Annotated in this window: 12 protein-coding genes; 3 read left to right on the top strand and 9 right to left on the bottom strand. The window is 44.8% G+C overall.

The features are described from left to right. Window positions 1-200: 200 nt before the first annotated feature. The 3 genes from Q8W40_RS10175 to Q8W40_RS10185 form a co-directional block, all read right to left on the bottom strand. The gene (locus Q8W40_RS10175; protein ID WP_305397053.1) at window positions 201-836 is read right to left on the bottom strand and encodes an alternative oxidase; all 636 of its coding nucleotides are present in this window, start codon (window positions 834-836) and stop codon (window positions 201-203) included. Window positions 837-1,022: 186 nt separating this feature from the next. Beyond that, window positions 1,023-2,783, bottom strand: coding sequence for a diflavin oxidoreductase (locus tag Q8W40_RS10180; protein ID WP_305397054.1), 1,761 nt, complete (start codon window positions 2,781-2,783; stop codon window positions 1,023-1,025). Window positions 2,784-2,814: 31 nt separating this feature from the next. Next, window positions 2,815-8,271: a glutamate synthase-related protein gene (locus Q8W40_RS10185; protein ID WP_305397055.1), complete on the bottom strand. Its 5,457-nt coding sequence runs from the start codon at window positions 8,269-8,271 to the stop codon at window positions 2,815-2,817. Between the two features lie 396 nt (window positions 8,272-8,667). On the opposite strand from Q8W40_RS10185, the gene Q8W40_RS10190 reads away from it, so the two are divergent. Continuing rightward, on the top strand, window positions 8,668-9,375 hold the full coding sequence (locus tag Q8W40_RS10190) for a DUF445 domain-containing protein (RefSeq protein WP_126607677.1): 708 nt from the start codon (window positions 8,668-8,670) through the stop codon (window positions 9,373-9,375). A gap of 95 nt (window positions 9,376-9,470) precedes the next feature. On the opposite strand, the gene Q8W40_RS10195 is transcribed toward Q8W40_RS10190, so the two are convergent. Further along, window positions 9,471-9,956, bottom strand: coding sequence for an Lrp/AsnC family transcriptional regulator (locus tag Q8W40_RS10195; protein WP_101111857.1), 486 nt, complete (start codon window positions 9,954-9,956; stop codon window positions 9,471-9,473). Window positions 9,957-10,640: 684 nt separating this feature from the next. On the opposite strand from Q8W40_RS10195, the gene Q8W40_RS10200 reads away from it, so the two are divergent. After that, window positions 10,641-12,281, top strand: coding sequence for a GGDEF domain-containing protein (locus tag Q8W40_RS10200; protein WP_305397056.1), 1,641 nt, complete (start codon window positions 10,641-10,643; stop codon window positions 12,279-12,281). Window positions 12,282-12,333: 52 nt separating this feature from the next. Here the strand turns inward: Q8W40_RS10200 and Q8W40_RS10205 are convergent, their stop codons facing one another. The 5 genes from Q8W40_RS10205 to Q8W40_RS10225 form a co-directional block, all read right to left on the bottom strand. Further along, the gene (locus tag Q8W40_RS10205; protein WP_305397057.1) at window positions 12,334-12,564 is read right to left on the bottom strand and encodes a hypothetical protein; all 231 of its coding nucleotides are present in this window, start codon (window positions 12,562-12,564) and stop codon (window positions 12,334-12,336) included. Between the two features lie 353 nt (window positions 12,565-12,917). After that, window positions 12,918-14,405 carry a sodium/proline symporter PutP gene (gene putP, locus Q8W40_RS10210; protein WP_305397216.1) on the bottom strand — a complete coding sequence of 496 codons (1,488 nt, stop codon included), beginning with the start codon at window positions 14,403-14,405 and terminating at the stop codon, window positions 12,918-12,920. Between the two features lie 89 nt (window positions 14,406-14,494). Beyond that, window positions 14,495-15,193: an aldehyde dehydrogenase family protein gene (locus Q8W40_RS10215; RefSeq protein ID WP_305397058.1), complete on the bottom strand. Its 699-nt coding sequence runs from the start codon at window positions 15,191-15,193 to the stop codon at window positions 14,495-14,497. Window positions 15,194-15,204: 11 nt separating this feature from the next. Beyond that, complete coding sequence (putA, locus tag Q8W40_RS10220) at window positions 15,205-18,324, bottom strand: bifunctional proline dehydrogenase/L-glutamate gamma-semialdehyde dehydrogenase PutA (protein ID WP_305397059.1); 3,120 nt, start codon at window positions 18,322-18,324, stop codon at window positions 15,205-15,207. A 252-nt stretch (window positions 18,325-18,576) separates the two neighbouring features. Continuing rightward, entirely contained in the window at window positions 18,577-19,371 is a 795-nt protein-coding gene (locus Q8W40_RS10225; RefSeq protein ID WP_305397060.1) for an AraC family transcriptional regulator, read from the bottom strand. Between the two features lie 418 nt (window positions 19,372-19,789). On the opposite strand from Q8W40_RS10225, the gene Q8W40_RS10230 reads away from it, so the two are divergent. After that, entirely contained in the window at window positions 19,790-20,893 is a 1,104-nt protein-coding gene (locus tag Q8W40_RS10230; RefSeq protein ID WP_305397217.1) for a PEGA domain-containing protein, read from the top strand. Window positions 20,894-20,918 lie beyond the last annotated feature (25 nt).

The raw sequence follows: 20,918 nt of genomic DNA on the forward strand, positions 1-20,918 counted from the left end.
TTCATTGTTGGCGATAAATCCATAAAGTGCGCCATACTAATCTTTAAGGTCCGCTACTCGAACTTACCAACTTAAAATCTTTGTAAAATGAGACAAGCTTCATGCGCAATCTAAACTACGAAGACCAACAGCCGAAGCTGCTGATCTATTTAAACAAAACCGCAAAATACTTATGCTTTGGTTAGGGTCTATTGACCTAATCAGTTCTGGTGGGCAGGTAAATCTTGTTTTTCGTAAGCATCGGCGAATGAATGGTTGCGATCGCGGTGTTTGGCTTCGTCATTACGAATCTGCAAAATCACGTCTCGAAGCATCGCGTCGCTAGGTAATTGGTAGTAATCAATAGCGATTTTCGGTGCTGGCACATTCTCGACTTCACCATCGTCAATTTTCCCCAGATACTCGGTATAACTTTTACACGCTTCTTCCTCAAAATGCCCAACTACTCGATGCGCAATCTTAGATGAAAGCAGGTAAATCAAGCTGTAAACAACAATGAAGGTGCCCTGACCAAGCAGCACTAACGCTCGTTCAACCCAACTGGGTTTCGCAATATCCAAAAAAATCATAAGGTGCATGCGCTCATTTTCGGCTTCATCCAGCAATTCTCGGATCCAGCCTTCGTCGTCTTTCATTCGCCTTAGGGCTTTCATGTGATTAAACATACCCGCAACCATACCAGGTACTGCGGCGATGGTTTCTAAGATCACGGCTCGCTTCGCGTATTTCTTTCCGTAGAAAATATTGAGGGTAAATTTTAGGAATTGCGTAATACGATACGCAACACGTTCAGAAAGTTTGCTCGCAGAGCGATGCGTTAATTTGAAGTCTGACATGAGCTTTACCTCTTTACTTTAAAGATGCATTTAAAATACACCTTTAAAGTAAAAGCTTCAATATACTTTAGATCTTTAAACTATTTTTATAATCCCATTTAGGAATAAAGGGATAAAAAGAAAGGTCAGAGGAATAAAAAAGCCATGGCGAACCATGGCTTTGAATCACATTAAACCGAATAAGGCTTAATATACGTCGCGCACATAACGTTTCTGCTTTTTAAGCTGGTTTACGTAGGCTTCTGCTTCTTCCTTCGACTTGTTGCCGTGAACTTCGATGACTTCGTGCAGCGCTTTATCTACATCTTTTGCCATGTAGTAGGCGTCGCCACATACGAAGAAGTAACCACCGCGTTCTAGCCACTCATACAAGTCAGCGCCACTTTCACGCATTTTATCTTGCACATAGATTTTTTCAGCTTGGTCACGCGAGAATGCCAGATCCAGCTTAGTGAGCACTCCCTTACTTTGAAGAGCTTCTAGCTCTTCTTGATAGATAAAGTCTGTTGAACCGTTTCTATCACCAAAGATCAGCCAGTTGTCGCCTGGAGAAGCTTGAACCTCACGCTCTTCAAGGAAAGCTCGGAAAGGCGCGATACCCGTTCCCGGACCAACCATGATCATTGGCGCTTTGTCGTCTTCAGGTACAGCGAAGTTCTTGTTAGGAGCAAAGTAGCAAGGTACTACATCACCCTCTTCCACTATGTCTGCTAACCATGTTGAACATGTACCATTGTAGTCTCGCTCGCCATTTTGGTATCGCACACTGCCAATGGTTAGGTGTACTTCGTCTGCGTGTTTGTTCAAGCTCGATGAAATGGAGTAAGCGCGCGGTGCGATAGGCTTAAGCAGCGATAATATTTCTGCCAGCGATAACGTCACGCTTGGGTATTGGCGCAATAAATCGAGAATGTCTTTCCCCCAAAGGAAGTCGTTCAAGCCTTTGCTGTCTTCGTTTCCGATTAAAGCGATCAATTTGTGGTCGCTGGCACTTTCAGCCAAGGCTTTAACAAACTCTTTCGACGGAGTTCGAATATCCAAATGCGAGGTAAAGATTTCACGTAAACTGAAGTTGTCACCATTCCACGACGGCTTTTCATCTCCACTAAACTGGAAATGCTCTAGGAACGCTTGAACCAGTTCAGGCTGGTTTTGAGAGATTACATTTAGGGCGTCACCAGCCTTATAGAACTCACCGCTCCCTTCCAACGAGATCTCGTAATGTACGATTTCTTTGCTGGAACCTTCTTTGTTCAGCACACGCTTATGTTTCAGCGTTGCTTGCAGTGGTTGTTTACGGCTGTACTTCGACTTAGCCTTTGGGGCGCTGCCCCCTTGAGCAACGGTAGCTTCACCGTCATCGCCTTTGTCTGCGATACCAGGCAGAGTGGCAATCATCCACTCTTCAGCAGGTTGTTCAAAATCGATGTCGCAATCCACACGAGTCGTAACACGCGTTGCGCCAAGTTCTTCAAGGCGCTCATCCCAAAGTTTACCTGCGAGGCAGAACTCATCGTAACTGGTGTCGCCCAGCGCCAATATTGAGAAGAAGGTGCCGTCCAATTTAGGCGCATGTTCATCAGACATGGTTTGCCAGAGTGACTCGGCATTATCGGGCATTTCACCCTCACCATAGGTACTGGTCACAATCAGGATACGAGAAGATTTAACGAAGATTTGTGCATCAACGTCATCCATATCATATACCGTGGCTGTCATGCCATATTCTTTGGCTTTTTCTGCCGTATCGTAAGCAACGGCTTCTGCGTTACCAGTTTGAGAACCATAAAGAATCGTCAGTGCTTTAACCTGAGGCTTGGATTCCGCGTGTACCACGGACTCTTCTTTAACCAGCAGGCGTGAGTGCAATCCAGAAAAGAAGCCCGCCAACCAGGTCTTCTGATCGTCGTTAAACGGAATGTCTTGAGGCAAATAAGGTACTTTCATTTTTCTTCCTACTTTGAAATCGGTGCCTTCCCTAGGCAGTTTGGGCTTCTAAAACTTGCTGAGCTTTTTGTTCTTCAATATCGTCTCGAATCACATCGGCAAAAACGTGACAGTAAAGCGTCGCTGTGCGTAATGACACCGCTTCGATCTCTACCATTTGTTTGCTTATGTCTTTCTCTCGCGCCAATATCCAGACTGAAGTACCACGCGAATGGGTATCCCAGACGTCACGACGTGCCAAAGACGTTTTGTAGTCTTGCACTCGTTTAGCCGCCAGTAATACAGCCAATTCGTCATCGCGATAGTTCGATATGGCTTCCTTGATATCTTTCAGCAACGCATCCAGCAGTTTTTTGTCACGCAGCTCGAATAAGCGTTTCACTGCACGAGACTGCTCAACTTCACCTTCAAACTGACCTTTTACCAATTGATGCGCTCGGTGAAGCACACCGCTTTGCGTCAATAAATCACAAATCAATGGCGTATCCATATCGCCATACTGTGGGCTGAAACCACGTGACAAGGCTTCATTTCCTTCATAAGCAAAATGCACTTGCTCAATTAAGCGATTCGCCTCTCCTTGGATCAATTCTTCCAGCATTTTCTTGCGCGAATTAGTCTCAAGAATGCTCTCAGGATGCTGACTCTGCGTTAATGCAAGTGGAAGCACCAACGTGAACAACGTTCGACTTGTCGCCCAGTCGTCCAAAATGGCTTGCGCTTTTTCAGATTGAGTAAATCGAACGTGCTGCTCTAAGTGCCATTTCAATGCTTCTTCGTAGCCTTCATCGTGCTCGATGAGCGGCAAGGCTAAGACGGAATCTTTGCTGCAACGCTGCGCAAACGCACCATCAACATCGTATTGATAAGCAAGACCACCAGACATACCGTTACCAAAACCTTTACCGTATTCGCCAAGGTTAATAACGGAACCATTTGTCATGTATTCACAACAAAAATCACCGACGCCTTCTACAACAGCAATCGCTCCGGAGTTACGCACGGCAAATCGGTCGCCCGCTTCGCCTTGAATAAAGGCTTGACCACCTGTTGCACCAAACAAGGCAAAGTTACCGATAAGCACATTATTGCCAGCCGACATATCGTTTCCGCCCGGAGAGCGAACCACGATATGACCGCCACTGGAACCCTTACCGACACCATCATTACATGTGCCGACATGTTCCATCACCAAACCGGAGTTATTGAACGCACCGTAGCTCTGACCTGCGCTACCGTGGGTGCGAACCACAATGGATTCAGCATCAAGGTAACGACGGCCATTGCCAGCGGTGAACACGGCTGGGTGTTTTTCTCCAACATTTTCATAGTTCAACGCGCGTTCAATATCGATTGAAAGCTGACCGCCCGTCGATTTGTTGCGGTTGTTGAGTTTTGTTCCTGCTAATTCAATGTTCAGAAGCTCTGAATTGAAGTACTCACTGAGCAGTTTTTCGATGTATGCGTCATCTGTCGTAAAGTCTGCTTCCAAGTAAACAGGGCGAGGCACTCTAACGTGCTCCACTTCTCGAAGAAGCCCTGTCACATCCAATCGACCAACAATGCTGTGGTGATTCGCAAGATGCAGAAGTTCTGTCTTACCGCGGATATCACGCAGGCTGCTGTAGCCTAAGCTTGCCAGAATCTCGCGAACTTCATGCGCAACGTTTAGGAAATACTGCGCTAACGCTCGTGGATCGCCCTGATAGAGCTCAGGGTTCGTTGTCAGACCCGCTGGGCACTTGATGTTACAGTTCTTCGCCATAACGCATTTAAGCATCATCAGCGCCGTTGTACCGAATTCGAACGAATCACCGCCCATAATCGCAGACTTGATGACATCCGTACCGGTTTGGTGCGCGTTGGAACAACGAAGCGTCACTTTGTCTCGCAAGCCGTTCTCGCTGAGCGACTGATGCACTTCTGCAATGCCGATTTCTGCCGCACGACCTGTATTTTTCAAACTGGTTACTGCGGCTGCACCTGTACCACCAGTGTTACCTGCGACGTTGATGACATCCGCACCCGCTTTCGCAACACCAACCGCGATCGTACCGATACCTTCGGATGACACCAACTTAACGATAACGCGAACACGTGCTGCTTTTGCATCGTGAATAAGCTGACCAAGATCTTCAATCGAATAAGTATCATGGTGTGGTGGTGGGCTCACCAATTCCACACCCGGTGTACCACCACGCGCCGCCGCAATTTCTACGGTGACCTTTGGTGATGGTAGCTGACCACCTTCGCCAGGTTTCGCACCTTGCGCGATTTTGATTTCAATCTCTTCAAGCTGCGGATCGGCAAGGTAACCTACCCAAACACCAAATCGACCCGATGCAAACTGCTTGATCTTGCTCGACTTGATGCTGTTGAAACGGCTTGAGTGTTCACCGCCTTCACCAGAGTTACTCATAGCACCCGCTATATTGGTGCCTTGCGCAACCGCCATGTGAGCATTGGAGTTAAGTGCACCGTGACTCATCGCGCCCGATGCAAAGGTAGGCGTAATGAGATGTGCTGGCTCGACGTCGTCCAGCTCTATTGGTGATTTCGCTTTTTGAATCTTCCCAATAAACTCTGCGTATTTAGGTGCGAGAACCACATCCACTTTGTCTTGGTGAAGGGACAATTGTTCAACGTGATCTGCCCAACAGGTTTGCATCGCTTCTGCAAACGTCGAGAGGTTATCGGTGTTGTCTAAGCGGAAAGTAAACGCGCGGTCTTGGCGCGACACACTCTCAATAGAAATGCCGCCCCACAAATAGTTGACGTTGCCATCCAAATGAAAACGGTCGAGAAGATGCGAAAATGCTTCTACGGTGTTGGCTTTGGAGAAATCCAGTGGCAGTAGCAAGATATCGCGAAGTGCCGCAGGTCGAGCGCTACGTTCCTGATAAAGGTTGTCGATGAACGCTTGATAAGACGGCGTAATGTCAAACTCGTCAATCTGTTCTGGGCTGCGTTTCTCGTAACCCTTGTCTTTGTAGGCGATGTCTTCACTGGCAAATTGATTGGTCTTGTCCATTGCCAGTTCGGCTTGATCGGCGTAACTGACAGGCTCTTGAGTCATGTTGATGTATTCGCGAACCGCTGTGTTACCAAAGCTGTGACCCGCGCCATCTTGTCGCTCTTTAAACAAACCAAGAAGTGGAATCTGATTCTCTTCATTGATGGCAAGCGCTTTAAAGTGCCACTTGGCAGAACTCCAAGCCAGATCTTCAAACCTTGCCCCACCCACAGGCGAGCTGATGTTCGGGAAATAATGCTTCAAACAATCTGAATCGGAATCTAAGAAGTTTGATTCGAAAAATTCGCCACCGATGTAACTTTCAGCAGTACACAGACCAAACTTACCCATGGTCTTCATGAGTGATTTTTCGACTGCTTTTTGGAAATGCTTAAGACCCGCTTCAACCGTTTGGTTTGTCGATAACGTTTGAGCACGATAGAACACAGAAATAGGGCAAACAGCCGATGAGCCAAACCCAAGAAGGCAGGCTATATCGTGGCTACTTGCCGCCTGCCCTGTGAGGTAAACAATACTGGTGTCGAATCTCAGACCTTGTTTGATCAACCTTTGGTTGGCCGCGGCAGCCATTAAAATGGCAGGCAGAGCGGCTTTATCTTTGCTGATGTTCTTATCGCTGAGCAGAACAATACCGCAGCGACGACGAGCCGCTTCTTCAATTTGGTCACAAAGCGCGTTAATCGCTTCTTCCACTCGCTTGGCGTTGTCTTCGCGGCTATTCAGTGTCGGAGTGTACAGCGTATCGAACGTTGCGACCTCTATGCGATCTTGTTCAAGAATTTGCTCCAGCTGTTGTGGCTGCAACACAGGTGATTGCAAAACAAGCTGAACGGTATCTTGAGGGCTGAAACCTGGCTTAGCGCCTAAGGCAACACGCAAGGTCATACCGTCCGATTCACGCAGCGAATCCAAAGGCGGGTTGGTTACCTGAGCAAAACGCTGACTGAAGTATTTGGACATGCCGCCTTCTTCATCGGTCAAAACGTTTGGCGCCAAGCCAAAGCCCATGGCAGAGATTTTCTCCGCTCCATTTTCGATCATGGGATCGAGGAAGAATTTGAAGCTCTCTTGGTTTAATGAATAAGCAACGTGGCGGCTGTAGGTACTGAAATTATTGTTTTCTTTAACCGCATCAAGGGAAACGGATTCAATATCGTTCAGCGTGATTCTTGCCGACTCTAACAATGCAGAGTAATTACGCTCTTTCGCGAGCGTTTCTAAAATTTCTTTGGTTTCGTAGCTATTACCAGTGGAGTGATCGAAGTAAATCATACCACCAGCTTGAATGCGCCCATAACGAATCACATCTTCTGGTGGAAAATCAATTTGACCTGATTCACTCATCACCGCGAGATAGCGGTTGGTTTCAACACTACGAAGCGGACGCAGACCCAATCGGTCTAGACGCGCACCCACTTTCTCTCCATCGGAGAAAATCAGTGCCGCTGGTCCATCATTCTTTTCTTCGGACAAACTGAAGTATTCCAGCATGTCTCGTACTTCTTGTGAAATCGATTCGTCGTTTTCCCAAGCAGGCGGCATCATCGCCAACACCGCTGTTACGATGTCCATGCGATCTTCAACAACGCGTCTAGCCAACGTTTGGTCAAGGCGGGCTGAGTCCGATTGCCCTTTCGGGAAAATCACTTTTTTGTGTTGCTGACGCGCTATCGCATCTTCGCTTAGGCGGTTTTTCTTATCAGTATTAAGTTCACCATTATGCGCCATACGACGAAACGGCTGCGCCATCATGGTGGCGGGTGCGGTATTCGTCGAAAAACGGGTATGGAAAAACAAAGTGGTAACGTGATGCTCTGGGTGCGTAAGGTCCGCAAAATAAGGCACAACTTCACCTGAGTTTAAGCGCCCTTTGTACACCTGAGTGCGCGAACTCATTGAAAGTGGGTAAAACCCTTCAAATTCAGAATCGGTAAAACCGATCGATTCAAGTTCTGAAAGCGCGGCGTTAATCTGGTCTTCAAAGGATTGTGCGTCTGGCTGATTATCGCCTCGTAAAAAAACCACCTGTTGAATGGCTTGCTGAACTTTTTGCGACGCTTCATTGACTGCTTCAGGATTAACGGGCACTTCGCGCCACAATTCAACCTTCAATGAATACTTGTAAAGCGTCTCTAGAATAAGTGATTTAGCCGACTCAAATTGCGCAGAGTCGAATGGGAAAAAAAAGTTTGCGACACCAAATTCGCCTTTTTCAAGCGTTGGTTCGTTTAACAGAAAGCGGTAAAAGTTCACGGATAAGTCGATGTTAACACCGGCACCATCACCAATACCCTCGGCATTCATACCGCCACGATGTGGAATAGTGCATAAAGCTTCATGGGCAAGGGTAAGAAGCTGATGAGTCTGCTCCCCCGTTTTATCCGTGATGAAACCCACCCCACAGCTTGAGTGTTCATGCTCGCGATCATACAGCGAGCGAGATTCCTGATTCATTCGATCATTTCCTTGATTGCTTGCAGCTATTAGCTCTGCAGGTCCTTTGGCATGTATCGCTACAGTACCGAAGCCTTTATCCAGTGTATTGTGAGCAAACCAATCCTGTTTAACTCACACAAATAGAAATGATAATAATTATCATGCGTAGTGCTGTAAGGCAAGTTTTCTGTGATTGAGATCGCTAAAAATTATTCGTCAAATTCCTAGTGATAGTTGAATGAGTATGCGTTCTGATTGAATTTAAGGCGGTTTTTCTAATTGAGCTGGCCACAAAACTTGTTTAGGGTGTACTGGTGAGTTTGAAAAAGATGAATACAAAGAGGTTATTTAGGTATTCAAGTCACATTATGATGTTGCTAGAATCGCGAAAATTTTTCATAAGACAAGAGAATGATGAATAAAAGTGTTGTCACTAATTTGCTAGCGCTTGGTCTGCTGGCAGCCGGATACCAATTGGACAATCAAATTGCACTGTATGCAGGTGTATTTGCTTTTTCGGGTGCAATAACCAATTGGTTGGCCGTACATATGTTGTTTGAAAAAGTCCCTGGTCTCTATGGGTCTGGGGTTATTCCGGCAAGATTCGAGGAATTTAAGTCTGCCATTAAGAACTTGATGATGGCGGAATTCTTTACCAATGAAAACATTGATCGCTTCTTGAGCAATGAAATGTCTGGAGGTCAGTCGTTGGATCTTCAGCCTGTCATCGAGTCCATCGACTTCGAGCCAACTTTTGAGTCTTTGGTAGAGGTTATCGCCAATTCTCAGTTTGGTGGCATGCTTGCGATGTTCGGTGGAACCGATGCATTGCAGCCTCTAAAACAACCTTTTGTCGAAAAAATGCAGCAATCTGTTGTTCAAATAAGCCAAAGTGATGCCGTTAAGGCAGCATTAAAAACGCAGTTAGAGCAGCCTGGTATGATCGATGAAATTCAGAATAATATCGAAAACATCATTGACCAACGTTTGAATGAGCTAACACCTCAGCTGGTAAAAAGCATGGTTCAAGATATGATCAAAAATCACCTAGGCTGGCTAGTTGTCTGGGGAGGTGTTTTTGGTGGTCTCATTGGTGTGGTTTCGGCTTTTCTTAGCGCCTAACTAAACCCGCTTCTATGGTTCGTGCTGTCTGATAGAGTTTATAAGTGATAATTAGGGTCAATGACTCTAATTATCACCCTTAAGGTACGAATCCCCTAAAGCATGGTAATCAAATCCGGGTTCACTCCGAATCCCGTTTTATGCTCTTCAATCACCACTTCACTACGCGTTTGGATTACTCCTGGAAGCGTGCCCAATTTAGTCGACATGAAGTCTTGATACGCTTTCATATCTTTAACACGCACCTTGATCATGGTGTCAAAATCACCGGAAAGTGAGTAACACTCCTCAATTTCTGGCATTAACTCTACCGCTTTCGCAAATTTTTCGAAAATAGAAAAGCTCGTTTGATCCAAGCGAATATGAATGAAAACTTGGACATCTAGCCCTAATCGTTCAGGACATAGCTCCGCGTGATACCCTTTTATGTACCCCTCTTTTTCCAGTCTTTTTACTCGGTCTGAACATGGGGAGGTTGTAAGGTGCACTTGTTTAGCAAGCTCCACCATGGAGATACGCCCCTTAAGATGAAGGATACGCAGTATTTCGAGATCAATTTTATCCAATGACGAGTGAGGCATAACAACTTCCTAGCAATAATTACAATCCATTAACAGTAAGTATCACTGAGTTTTTAGCCATATCCAAGTGGAATTCACTTTATGACACCAAAATCACCATACGGTATCACTTTTTGACGTTTTTATTACTAAGGTTGGATTTATAGAGAAAAGGATAAAAAAAAGCCAACCGCAAAACTGTGCGATTGGCTGATAGATAGTGTGAACAAATAATATTCACTAACAACGTCAGTTGGCTAGGTGACCCTCGGCTTTAAAAGGGTCACGGTTAATAGAGCAAAACTGATGCCAACTTTTTTCAGTATAAAATCGAGTGATTTTGGATAAAAAACTATCGTTTTTGATTTTTTCAATGAAATTGATTTGCAAATTGCGAAATATCGATTGCATAGTGAGAATGAAACGTCTCTAATAACGGTAGATTAACAGCGTAAAACCAGCCTTTAAGCGTATTTTTCCAGAAAACATTTAACGTATTGAATCCTCTAAAGAATTGAAATTCACTTAAACGTTTTATAAATCTCACATACTCTACTCGCAAGTGTGACTACCTTCTCAAAGTTTGATCTGTATTTAAGGAATCGCTGAATTTAACGGGCAGAGTTGCATAGTCACTATGGTTCGTATTGTCACAACCGATTACAATCAGCTAACTTTTGAATTAAGATCACAATACCTTCCTTAATGAGCCGTACTACGTATCATTTTTTCGCTTACCTTACCGCTGTGGTGTGCTCACTCAGCTCAACGGAAATAGCCGCCTCACCGCAAACCATTAACGTGGGTTTACGTTGGGTTCACCAATTTCAGTTTGCTGGGTATTACGCAGCAATCGATCAGGGCTACTACGCAGAAAAAGGGCTTCACATTAATTTGGTTGAAGGCTCACCTACATTGAATGTCACTGAAGAAGTACTTTCCGGTACATTGGATTTTGGTGTAGGGAATGGTGAACTTGTTCTTCAGCGTTTGAAAGGAAAGCCGCTGGTTGCTATTGCCGCGACTTTTCAATATTCGCCATCTGTATTACTGACTCTTGAGTCTTCGGGTATAAGAACCCCCAAAGACTTGGAAGGCAAACGAATCATGACCTTAAATGGTCAAATGTACCCTTCCTATCTATCAATGTTAACGTCTGAAGGTACGGATGTTTCTACCATAAGGATTCAAAAATCCTCGTTTGACGTACAAGACCTCATTGACGGTAAAGTCGATGCCTTTAACGCCTATTTACCCAATGAACCCTATCTGCTTAAAAAACAAAACATTCGCTTCAATATTCTCAACCCTAGAGCTTATGGCGTCGATTTTTATAGTGACTTTATTTTTACACGCGACTCACTCATCCAGCAAAATCCACAATTGGTAGACCAATTTCGGGAAGCAACACTTCGAGGGTGGCGATACGCTCTCGATAACCCCGAAGAAATCATTCAGATAATTCAAAGCAAATACAACAACGAAAAGACACTCGACGAATTACGCTACGAAGCACTCGCCATTTCCAATCTCGTGCGTTCCGATCTGGTGGATATTGGCTACATCAATGAAAGCCGAATTGAAAAAATGGCCGCTATATTGATTCAAGAGAATTTGATAGATGATCTCTACCACTTAGATGGATTGGTGTATCACGCTGAAAAGGAACAAATTGCTGACGCCCAGAAAAAGGTGTTCTGGTTATCACTGGTACTCATTTCACTTACTGGTGTATGTACCATCCTGATGCTTCTAATGCGACGCTTAAAGCAAGAAATGGCCAGCAGAAAAAAAGTCGAAGAGCAGCTCCGCCACCTCGCTTCGGTAGATCCTCTCACTAGCCTATACAATCGAAGGATGTTTGCGAACTTGATGGAAAAAGCCACAAACATCGCTCGTAGAACACAAATACCTTATAGCTTGGTGATTCTCGATATTGACCTATTCAAAGCAATCAATGATCAACACGGTCATAACACAGGTGATAAAGTGATCGTGGGTGTTGCCGATACGATAAAAAACGTGGCGAGGAGCTGTGACGTATGTGCCCGCTTCGGTGGCGAAGAGTTTATTATCCTGTTGCCTGACACCGATTTGCGTGGCGCGACCTCTTTTGCTTCAAGATTACGAGAAAGAGTCAATCATCAGCCCTTTTATTCTGAAGAAGATCATACCTTTAAAGTTACGTGCTCGTTTGGTGTCGTAGAGTGGAACCTTACGATGAGCCTTGATGAACTTATATCAAGAGCTGACGACGCCCTCTACGATGCGAAAAGAAGTGGAAGAGATAAAATTTGTACCTTTCGCGATAATACCGAGAAAACGCTAGAGCCCATTGAAGCCTAGCTTGTTCATTTCATAACTTAAACAAGCAGGCGACAATGAAAACCCAGCAAATCTAAGCAATGCTGGTTTCTTTTATTTCCGTATTTACCGGACTGCAATATTCTTGATTGCATACTCGGCAGTAAAGCCTTTGTTCCATTTTATGGTCGTTATCACCATTAAAAATTTGGAACATCATTTGATTAGCCTTTTCCAACAGCGTTGTACATTGCGGTGTGGTTTTGCACATAATGGCTTTATGGTGGGTCTTCTTCTCACACGCTTCACAATATACCTTAGGCATTACTGGATTCCTTTTAGCACTTTTGAACTAAGTAGACCTAATTAGAACAAACATGTTCGCTATTATTAATTCTGAAACTAATATTTGTGGTGGACATAACATATTTGCCGAACTTAACACTCAACGAACACTATTATTGTGCTTAGTGTCATAATAAAAATGTTTTGTTTCAGGAAAATACGATATCTAGTACTTTATTTATAGCTAATTAAGACAACGACAATTAAAAGCTCAAAAGTTCTTGTCCAATCACTGAAACTCAATAAAAAAACGCCCTCGGATGAACGAGAGCGTTTTGTTCTTTAAGCATTTGCGATTGATAAGAAAAAGCTTGTTCCTAAGAACTATCGGTCTTAGTCAAGTTCCTGCAATTGCTTTTCAAACTTGGCATGTTGCGCTTTCACTTCATCAGAAGGCTCTCCTGTTGCAATACTGACCGCAACAATAGAGATAGTCGACAATATGATCCCAGGTACAATTTCGTACACGTCGAACCAACCACCTGAAAGCTGTTTCCATACCACAATTGTGATACCACCGACCAAAATACCCGCAAGAGCACCGTTACGATTCATACCTACCCAGAAAAGGCTCAATACGATTGCAGGTCCAAACGCGGCACCAAAGCCAGCCCACGCGTAAGAAACTAGCCCAAGAACAGAACTGTCTGGGTTCATCGCGAGGAACAGAGCAACAAGTGATAGCAAGACAACCGCAATTCGACCAACGGTGACAACTTGCTCAGGTGATGCTTCGTTATTAAATACCTGCTTGTAGAAGTCTTCAGCTAAAGCTGATGAAGATACAAGTAACTGCGAATCCGCTGTACTCATGATCGCCGCTAGAATGGCAGCCAAAAGAATGCCTGCAATCACAGGATGGAAAATAGCATTAACAAGCAGCATGAAGATTTTCTCACCATCTGCTAAATCATTGCCTTGCCCATTTAGGTAAACTAAACCAACCAAGCCCACTAACATGGCACCAACCATTGATAATGCCGACCAAATAACCGCGATACGACGAGCTGTGTCGAGATCTTTGTTGCTTCTTGATGCTTTGAAACGAGCCAAAATATGCGGCTGACCAAAGTAACCCAAACCCCAAGCGGCCAAGGAAATGATCGCAATGGCAGTCAGTGGTTCACCTTTAGAGTCATTCCACAAAGTCAAAAGCTCAGGGTTGATGTTTTTCAGATCTTCAGTCAGTTGACCAAGCCCTCCATCCATTGCGGCAATCGGCACAATCAGAAGCGCAGCTGCCATTAGCAAACCCTGAACTAAGTCCGTCCAAGAAACCGCTAAGAATCCGCCAAACAATGTATAAGACACCACACAAACAGTGCCAATGATCACCGCTGTGGTGTAATCCAATCCGAATACCGTTTCAAACAACTTACCTCCCGCAACCAAGCCTGAGCTGGTATAAAAAAGGAAGAACAAAAGGATAAAGAAAGCAGAGATTGTCTGAATCAATTTCGAATTATCTTGGAATCGACGCGATAAGAATTCAGGTAACGTTAACGCATCGGTCGTAATGCTGTAAGTACGCAGACGCTTGGCGTTAATAAGCCAGTTAGCCCAGGTTCCTAGTAGCAGACCACCAGCAAGCCAAAATGCTTCAATACCTGCAGCATAGGCATAACCTGGTAGACCAAGAAGCAACCATCCACTCATATCTGACGCACCTGCAGAAAGTGCAGCTGGCCAAGGGCCTAGTGAACGACCACCCAAAAAGTAATCACTTGAATTTGAAGTACGCTTATAAGCAATAACACCGATTGCAAGCATCAAAATAAGATACGCAATAAAGGTACCGGTAATAGCAAAGCTATTCTCGATCATATAAAACTCCTCGTTTTATTATTTTTATTCCATGTAGCTTCCCCCTAATTGAATACACAATTAAGGGAGAAGCGGGCATGAACTGGCTAGTGGCCGTCGCTCCCAAGCTCAAGCAAGGTCGCGTTTCCACCGACTGCCGTTATATTGATGGTGCGCGTTCGCTCAGTCACGAAGCGCAAAGCAAGGAATGGATCTAATGCTGTCGGAAGACCGACAAGATCCGTTTCACTAATAAACGAAACGATGGCACCGCTTCGATTGGATAAACTTCGGTTAAGAAGAATTTCTTGTTCTGGAGAACCAACAAAACCTAAAGCGCGAACATCGCACTCTAGAATTTCCTGAGCGGATTCTCGCGGAATAATCTGTAAAACATGAGCGGGTAATGAAGTATTCGATATTGCTTGTGCAATAGCCTGCGTGAATACAGAATCATCCGAGCTCAAAATAACGGTATTACCCGCTAATAAAGCACAGATTAACTGCGCCGTAACAGCCTGTCGCCCGGTGTCGGACGATTCATCTTGAAGCAACAAACAAACGCCTCTGCCAGCAGTGTAAAGCTCGTTTGTTTCACCTGTAGGCCCTGGCATCAAATGGGTTTTAGCCACTAATGCTTCGCTTTTCTCTAGGTGATACGAACTTACCGCACTGGTCGCAGATTCCTTTTGACTAAGTGCCTTAGTGAAAGAGGTAATTGCGGCGCTACGCTGTTCGTAGCCAGTTAGGTTCCAATTTTCCCATGCTGAGTATGCATCTGAAAAACAAGTGACTTGATGTGCCATAACGGTTCTCCTTATGCGTAAACGGCTTGAGTGAATCGGATAAGATAATGTGGACCACCTGCTTTAGGGCCTGTGCCCGACAGCCCTTGACCACCAAATGGCTGAACGCCAACGACCGCGCCAACTTGGTCACGATTGATGTAACAGTTGCCGACTCGAATGTGTTTCTCAATCCAGCGGTAGGTGGTTTCATTCCTACTGTGGACACCCATGGTCAAGCCAAAACCTGTGTTGTTAATTTGTTTAACCACATCAGCAATTTGGTTCGCTTTAAAGCGCACAATGTGAAGAATCGGACCAAAATGCTCTTTTTCTAACACAGAAATATCGTCAATTTCGAATGCCGAAGGGGTGACGTAATCACCATTTGCACAGGCGTGAGAGAGCTCTGCCTGCGCGACCAGTTTTTGCGTACTCGACATTCTTTCAATGTGAGCAAGCAAATTGGTTTTAGCAGTCTGGTCAATTACCGGACCTACGTCGGTTTTATGTAAGTAAGGTAAACCCACATCCAATTGAGCCATTGCGCCCTGAATGAGTGACGTAATTCGATCGGCAATATCTTCTTGAACAAACAAAACGCGAAGAGCGGAGCAGCGTTGTCCAGCAGAGGCAAAAGCCGAACGCATAACATCACGAACAACTTGCTCGGGTAAGGCGGTACTGTCGACGATCATGGCATTCTGACCACCTGTTTCCGCAATAAACGGAACGGGAGCAGCTTCGCGGCTTGCCAACGTTGCGTTGATTCGCTGAGCTGTTTCCGTCGATCCGGTAAACGCAACACCCGCGATGGCTGGATGAGAGGCTAACGCGCTACCGATTTCACGGCCAATACCTGGAAGCAACTGAATAACACCCGCTGGCACGCCGGCTTCTAGCATCAATTCAATCGCTTTAACTGCAATAAGGCTGGTTTGCTCTGCGGGTTTTGCCACAACGGTGTTACCTGCGACTAATGCCGCTGTAACTTGACCAAGGAAAATAGCTAATGGGAAGTTCCATGGGCTAATACAAACAAACACGCCACGCCCTTCACGCGTCACCTGCTTAGTTGAACCATCAAATGCGGTGATGTGCTGCGCTTTCAAGAGATTTGCCTGGTTTGCGTAGAAGCGACAGAAATCGACCGCTTCACGTACCTCGTCGATACAGTCGTGAATCGTTTTTCCTGCCTCGTGATGACACAAAGCCACCAACTCAGCCAAATCACGCTCCATAAAATCGGCAAGCGTATTGAGATATGCGCCGCGAGACTCGGTGGTCTGACTGCGCCATTCATCCACATTGGCAGCAGCGCTGTTCAAAGCTTCGGAAACATGATCAAGGTTTGCAAAGGCCAAATTACCGACGTGTTTATTTCGATCATAAGGAGCGGTAACCGCAGTTGGTTGTACTCTATCCTTGATCATGCTTTCGAAAAGGTTCACACCATTAATGATTGGCGCACCTTTCCATTGACGCTCATTAAAGGCATGAACAGCCTTCTCAAACTCTTCGGCTTCGCTGTCAATATCCACATTGACGCCGATCGAGTTTTTGCGATCATCAAAAATATCACCTGGCAGAGGTATCTTAGTGTTATTCAGCGTATCAAATGCCAATAGCGAATCGACAGGGTGATGAGTCAGCGTGTCGACAGGGCAACGAGCATCAACCAGACGATGGACAAACGAACTGTTTGCACCATTCTCAAGGAGTCGACGAACGAGGTATGGAAGCAAATCTTTATGGCTTCCAACTGGCGCGTAGATACGAACAGATTGCCCAAAAGCGGACATTGCATGCTCGTATAACGCATCACCCATGCCATGCAATCGCTGGAATTCGTAGTCGCCGTGATCTGCCATCACTGCGATTGCGGTAACGGTATGCGCATTATGGCTTGCGAATTGTGGGAAAATGTTGCCGCGTACCTCTGCACTCAATAAAAAGCGTGCACACGCAAGGTAAGCAACATCTGTCGCTTCTTTACGGGTATAAACCGGGTAATTATCGTATCCACCTTGCTGCGACCACTTAATTTCGCTATCCCAGTACGCGCCTTTCACTAAGCGTAATGGAATTAAGTCACCTTGTTCTTTTGCCAGACCATTTAACCAAACCAGTACAGGCAACGCGCGTTTCGAGTAGGCTTGAACGACCAGTCCAAATTTACCCCACCCCTTAACGCTTTCGCTTTGGTAAAGCTTTTCAAAGAGCTTAAGTGAGAGCTCTAAACGATCCGCTTCTTCCGCATCAATCGTTATCGCGACATCTAGCTCACGGGCTTTTTCAAGTAATTTAAGAACGGTGGAATACATCTCATCCATCACACGTTCGTAATTCGCAACTTCGTAGCGTGGATGCAATGCAGATAGCTTAATGGAAACAGACGGTGCAGGGCTCGTGTCTAATCCATACCCGTCACGTCCGACGGCTTCAATAGCCATGATGTAGTCTTTAAAATATTTGCCTGCATCTGTGTCTGTCAGCGCTGCTTCACCCAACATATCAAAAGAGTAGGTATAACCTTTATCGCGCATCTTTTTGCCGTTCTTTTGTGCCTCAGAAATCGAGCGTCCAAGAACGAATTGATGACCCATGATCTTCATCGCCTGATGCATCGCCTTGCGAATAACGGGCTCAGAGAGCTTATTCACTAAGCTGTTAACAGCTTGAGATGGGGATTTGGATTCCGTTTCTTTAAGTCCAACCACTTTACCCGTCAGCATTAAGCCCCAAGTGGATGCGTTAACAAAAACCGAATCTGAACTTTTAAGGTGGGACTTCCAATCAGCAACACTTAACTTGTCACGAATCAGCGCGTCTGCCGTTGCAGAGTCTGGAATACGCATTAATGCTTCAGCCAAACACATCAAAAGGATACCTTCTTGAGTGTCTAAACTGTATTCCAATAGAAGTGCATCGATCATCTGCACAGCATTTTTGTCGGCACGGATAGCATTAATCAGTGCTGTGGTTTTTTCCTTTGTAGCACGCTTTTCATTATCAGAAGGCTTAGCTAATGGAATTAGTTGTTCTAACCATTGGGTCTCTTCGACCATATACAATGGCGAGATCAGTGACCAAAGTTGATCAAGCGGTTGCTCAACAAACTGTTTCGTCAACACATCTGTTGCTGTAAACATGCGTTTTCCTCAATCTCAGTACCGAATAAAATATCGGGTTCATCCACAATGGGTAGCAGTGTATTTTGAGCTTGAGCGAGATACTTGTCAAAAACTCCGGCTTTTTTGGCAAAAAGTCGGATTTTTAACAAAGTAAAAACATGATCACAGGAATTTCGCGACAGTTTATGCAATATAGTGCAAACAAATTCGCGCAGATTTAACGTATTAGAGTTCTATTTTTTCCGCAGTTTGAATAGGGAAGGCATGGAGTTAGTGTTTGTTCAAAAGACGCTTCTTATAGACAGATGGGGAGATTCCCTGAAGGCGTGAAAAAGTATGGGTAAATGTACTTTGCCCAGAAAACCCAGTCAGCTCAGCGATATGACCTAAACTTAGATTTCCTTGTTCAATGAGTTTTTTTGCCATGTCGACACGTCGTCCAAGTACATATTGATGTGGTGTAACACCGGTTTGCTCTTTGAAAAGCATGTGAAACTGGCTTTCTCCCAAGAAGACACTACCAGCAAGCTGGATAACGGTAATTCTATGGCTCAGGTGCTGCTCGATATAGCGATCCACAGCATCCATATCTAGTCGACCGTCTTTCTGTAAAGCTTGGAAGGACTTCAGGTGTCGTTGCAAGAGAGCAACCACTGTATCATTACATGCTCGGCTCAATAATTCATCAGCAGGGCTATTGCGCATTTCACTTACAAGCATTGCAATCAATTGCTGTATCTGGTTATCGAGCTGAAAATAGATATCTTTCTTTCCTAGCTCATTCAATTTTTGCAATACCAGAGGATCGTACTCACTCATCATAGGCATATTGAGCACCAGAATGTCCGACTTACCGATTCCTCCAAAAGCATGTTGTGAAGAAGCCGTTACCACACAACCTTGACCAGGACCGATAAAATTCCCAACCCCAGCAACGTCAAATTCTGCCTGCCCATTCAACCCAATCACGATCTGAGTATATTCATGATCATGGTTGTTCATTTCACTGGGAAGCGTCATCACTTGAGCAGGCATAAGCCCAATAAGACCGTTATTATTTTTCATGGCAACACCGGAAATTCATAGGCTTGTGTGCACTATGACGACTAAAAATATGAAGCAAGATCACAAAGGTTGAAATAGTATCATCGAGCAGTGTACCTGCGGGCTTCAACTTGAGTCAAAAAAGGTTACATTTCACGGAACAATGATCAAGTGCACATAAATTACGGTCAATGCTTACTCAATCCACTTTAATCGCATTTTTTTATATCAAAACTAAGAAAATTGTGAAATTCTCAAAGACAGAGTAGACTTTTTAGAGTTCAATAAGTTGGGCGACTTGATTCTTTACTCATTAGCTCAAAAAACTAAGAGATTGAATGTGCTTAATTTCATACTTAATTTAAGTTCAATTCAGTCAAAATTATGACCTTATCAGAGCAGTAAGGTTACTTACGAAATGAATATCATGCAGGGAATTATGATCAAACGTCGACTCCCAGCGCTTTTGCTTGCGCTTACCCCAGTTTGGCTACCTTCCTCTTTACAGGCTGAAGAGATACAAAGCGTTGATTTAGTGGCAGCTATCGATGAAAAAATCACTCAAAATCAAGAGAAAATTGATTCTGTCGATGATGAACACTTCGAAGAAGCCAAAACGCACTCTCAACTCAAGCAACAATCAGAGCAACTGCAACGCGAGTATGCTGAATTAGTTGCTAAACGGAATCGAGCAAAAAGTGCTCTGGATAAGCAATTCACCCGTTTGGTAGAAGAGCCTGATATCGACCTCTCCAGCTTCCAAAAGCAGTACCAAGAGTCTTGGGTCGCGGTTAAAGGAAATCAAAAAGAGCAACTCAGCCAACAACACCTTGTCAGTGAAAGCGAGATGCGCCTTTCTCAGCTTAAGCAGCAGCAAGCTCACTTGAACGCAGCGCAACAAAATCTGCAAGAATCCCGTGTCGAAGCGCGAGTAAAGAGGCTCGCAGCCGAATTACGTGAGAGTGCCGTTCTTGAAACCAGTTACAAGACAACGTGTTCAGCAAGCATGACTCTGCGTGACTGTGCGAACCGAGGCAAGCATTTAACCAAACAAAAAGCCGTCAATACATTTAAGTCTCGATTGATAGGTCAGCTAACTGAAGCGAACGTGGCAAAGCAACACTTACAAGATGTACAACTTAATATTCACGTTCAAGATAGCCAAATCATTAAAAGTGGCTTTTCTGGTGACAACAGTTACGCAACAAAAATGCAAGCTCAACTGCAAGCCAAACCTGAATCGCTTGCTGCATGTAAACTGCTAGGGGTTGCAAACCGCTATTGTTACACCGAATCGAATGTTGTTACTACATCCAAAATCGATAAGGCATGGGTAAACATTACGGTACGCTCCGATCAATACGAAGATGACGTTACCGTCAACGGAGTGAGATATGGAAGCACTCCTGTTGAGTTAGTGCTTCCAGCGGGTCGTCACCAGATTACTGTTTCCAAAGAAGGTTTTGAAACATACAGCCGACAGATTACTATTAACGGTAATGACACTATTTGGGTTAAACTGAGACCTGAAAAGCATGGGTAGAGCCCAAGTTCGGCACGAAATATCG

It is taken from the genome of Vibrio penaeicida (assembly GCF_030689305.1).
GTDB lineage: Bacteria > Pseudomonadota > Gammaproteobacteria > Enterobacterales > Vibrionaceae > Vibrio > Vibrio penaeicida_B.

Bases quoted from the DNA above. Each gene is read 5' to 3' on its own strand.
- Q8W40_RS10175 (WP_305397053.1), bottom strand. From the start codon at position 836: ATGTCAGACTTCAAATTAACGCATCGCTCTGCGAGCAAACTTTCTGAA.
- Q8W40_RS10180 (WP_305397054.1), bottom strand. From the start codon at position 2,783: ATGAAAGTACCTTATTTGCCTCAAGACATTCCGTTTAACGACGATCAG.
- Q8W40_RS10185 (WP_305397055.1), bottom strand. From the start codon at position 8,271: ATGAATCAGGAATCTCGCTCGCTGTATGATCGCGAGCATGAACACTCA.
- Q8W40_RS10190 (WP_126607677.1), top strand. From the start codon at position 8,668: ATGAATAAAAGTGTTGTCACTAATTTGCTAGCGCTTGGTCTGCTGGCA.
- Q8W40_RS10195 (WP_101111857.1), bottom strand. From the start codon at position 9,956: ATGCCTCACTCGTCATTGGATAAAATTGATCTCGAAATACTGCGTATC.
- Q8W40_RS10200 (WP_305397056.1), top strand. From the start codon at position 10,641: ATGAGCCGTACTACGTATCATTTTTTCGCTTACCTTACCGCTGTGGTG.
- Q8W40_RS10205 (WP_305397057.1), bottom strand. From the start codon at position 12,564: ATGCCTAAGGTATATTGTGAAGCGTGTGAGAAGAAGACCCACCATAAA.
- Q8W40_RS10215 (WP_305397058.1), bottom strand. From the start codon at position 15,193: ATGGCACATCAAGTCACTTGTTTTTCAGATGCATACTCAGCATGGGAA.
- putA (WP_305397059.1), bottom strand. From the start codon at position 18,324: ATGTTTACAGCAACAGATGTGTTGACGAAACAGTTTGTTGAGCAACCG.
- Q8W40_RS10225 (WP_305397060.1), bottom strand. From the start codon at position 19,371: ATGAAAAATAATAACGGTCTTATTGGGCTTATGCCTGCTCAAGTGATG.
- Q8W40_RS10230 (WP_305397217.1), top strand. From the start codon at position 19,790: ATGATCAAACGTCGACTCCCAGCGCTTTTGCTTGCGCTTACCCCAGTT.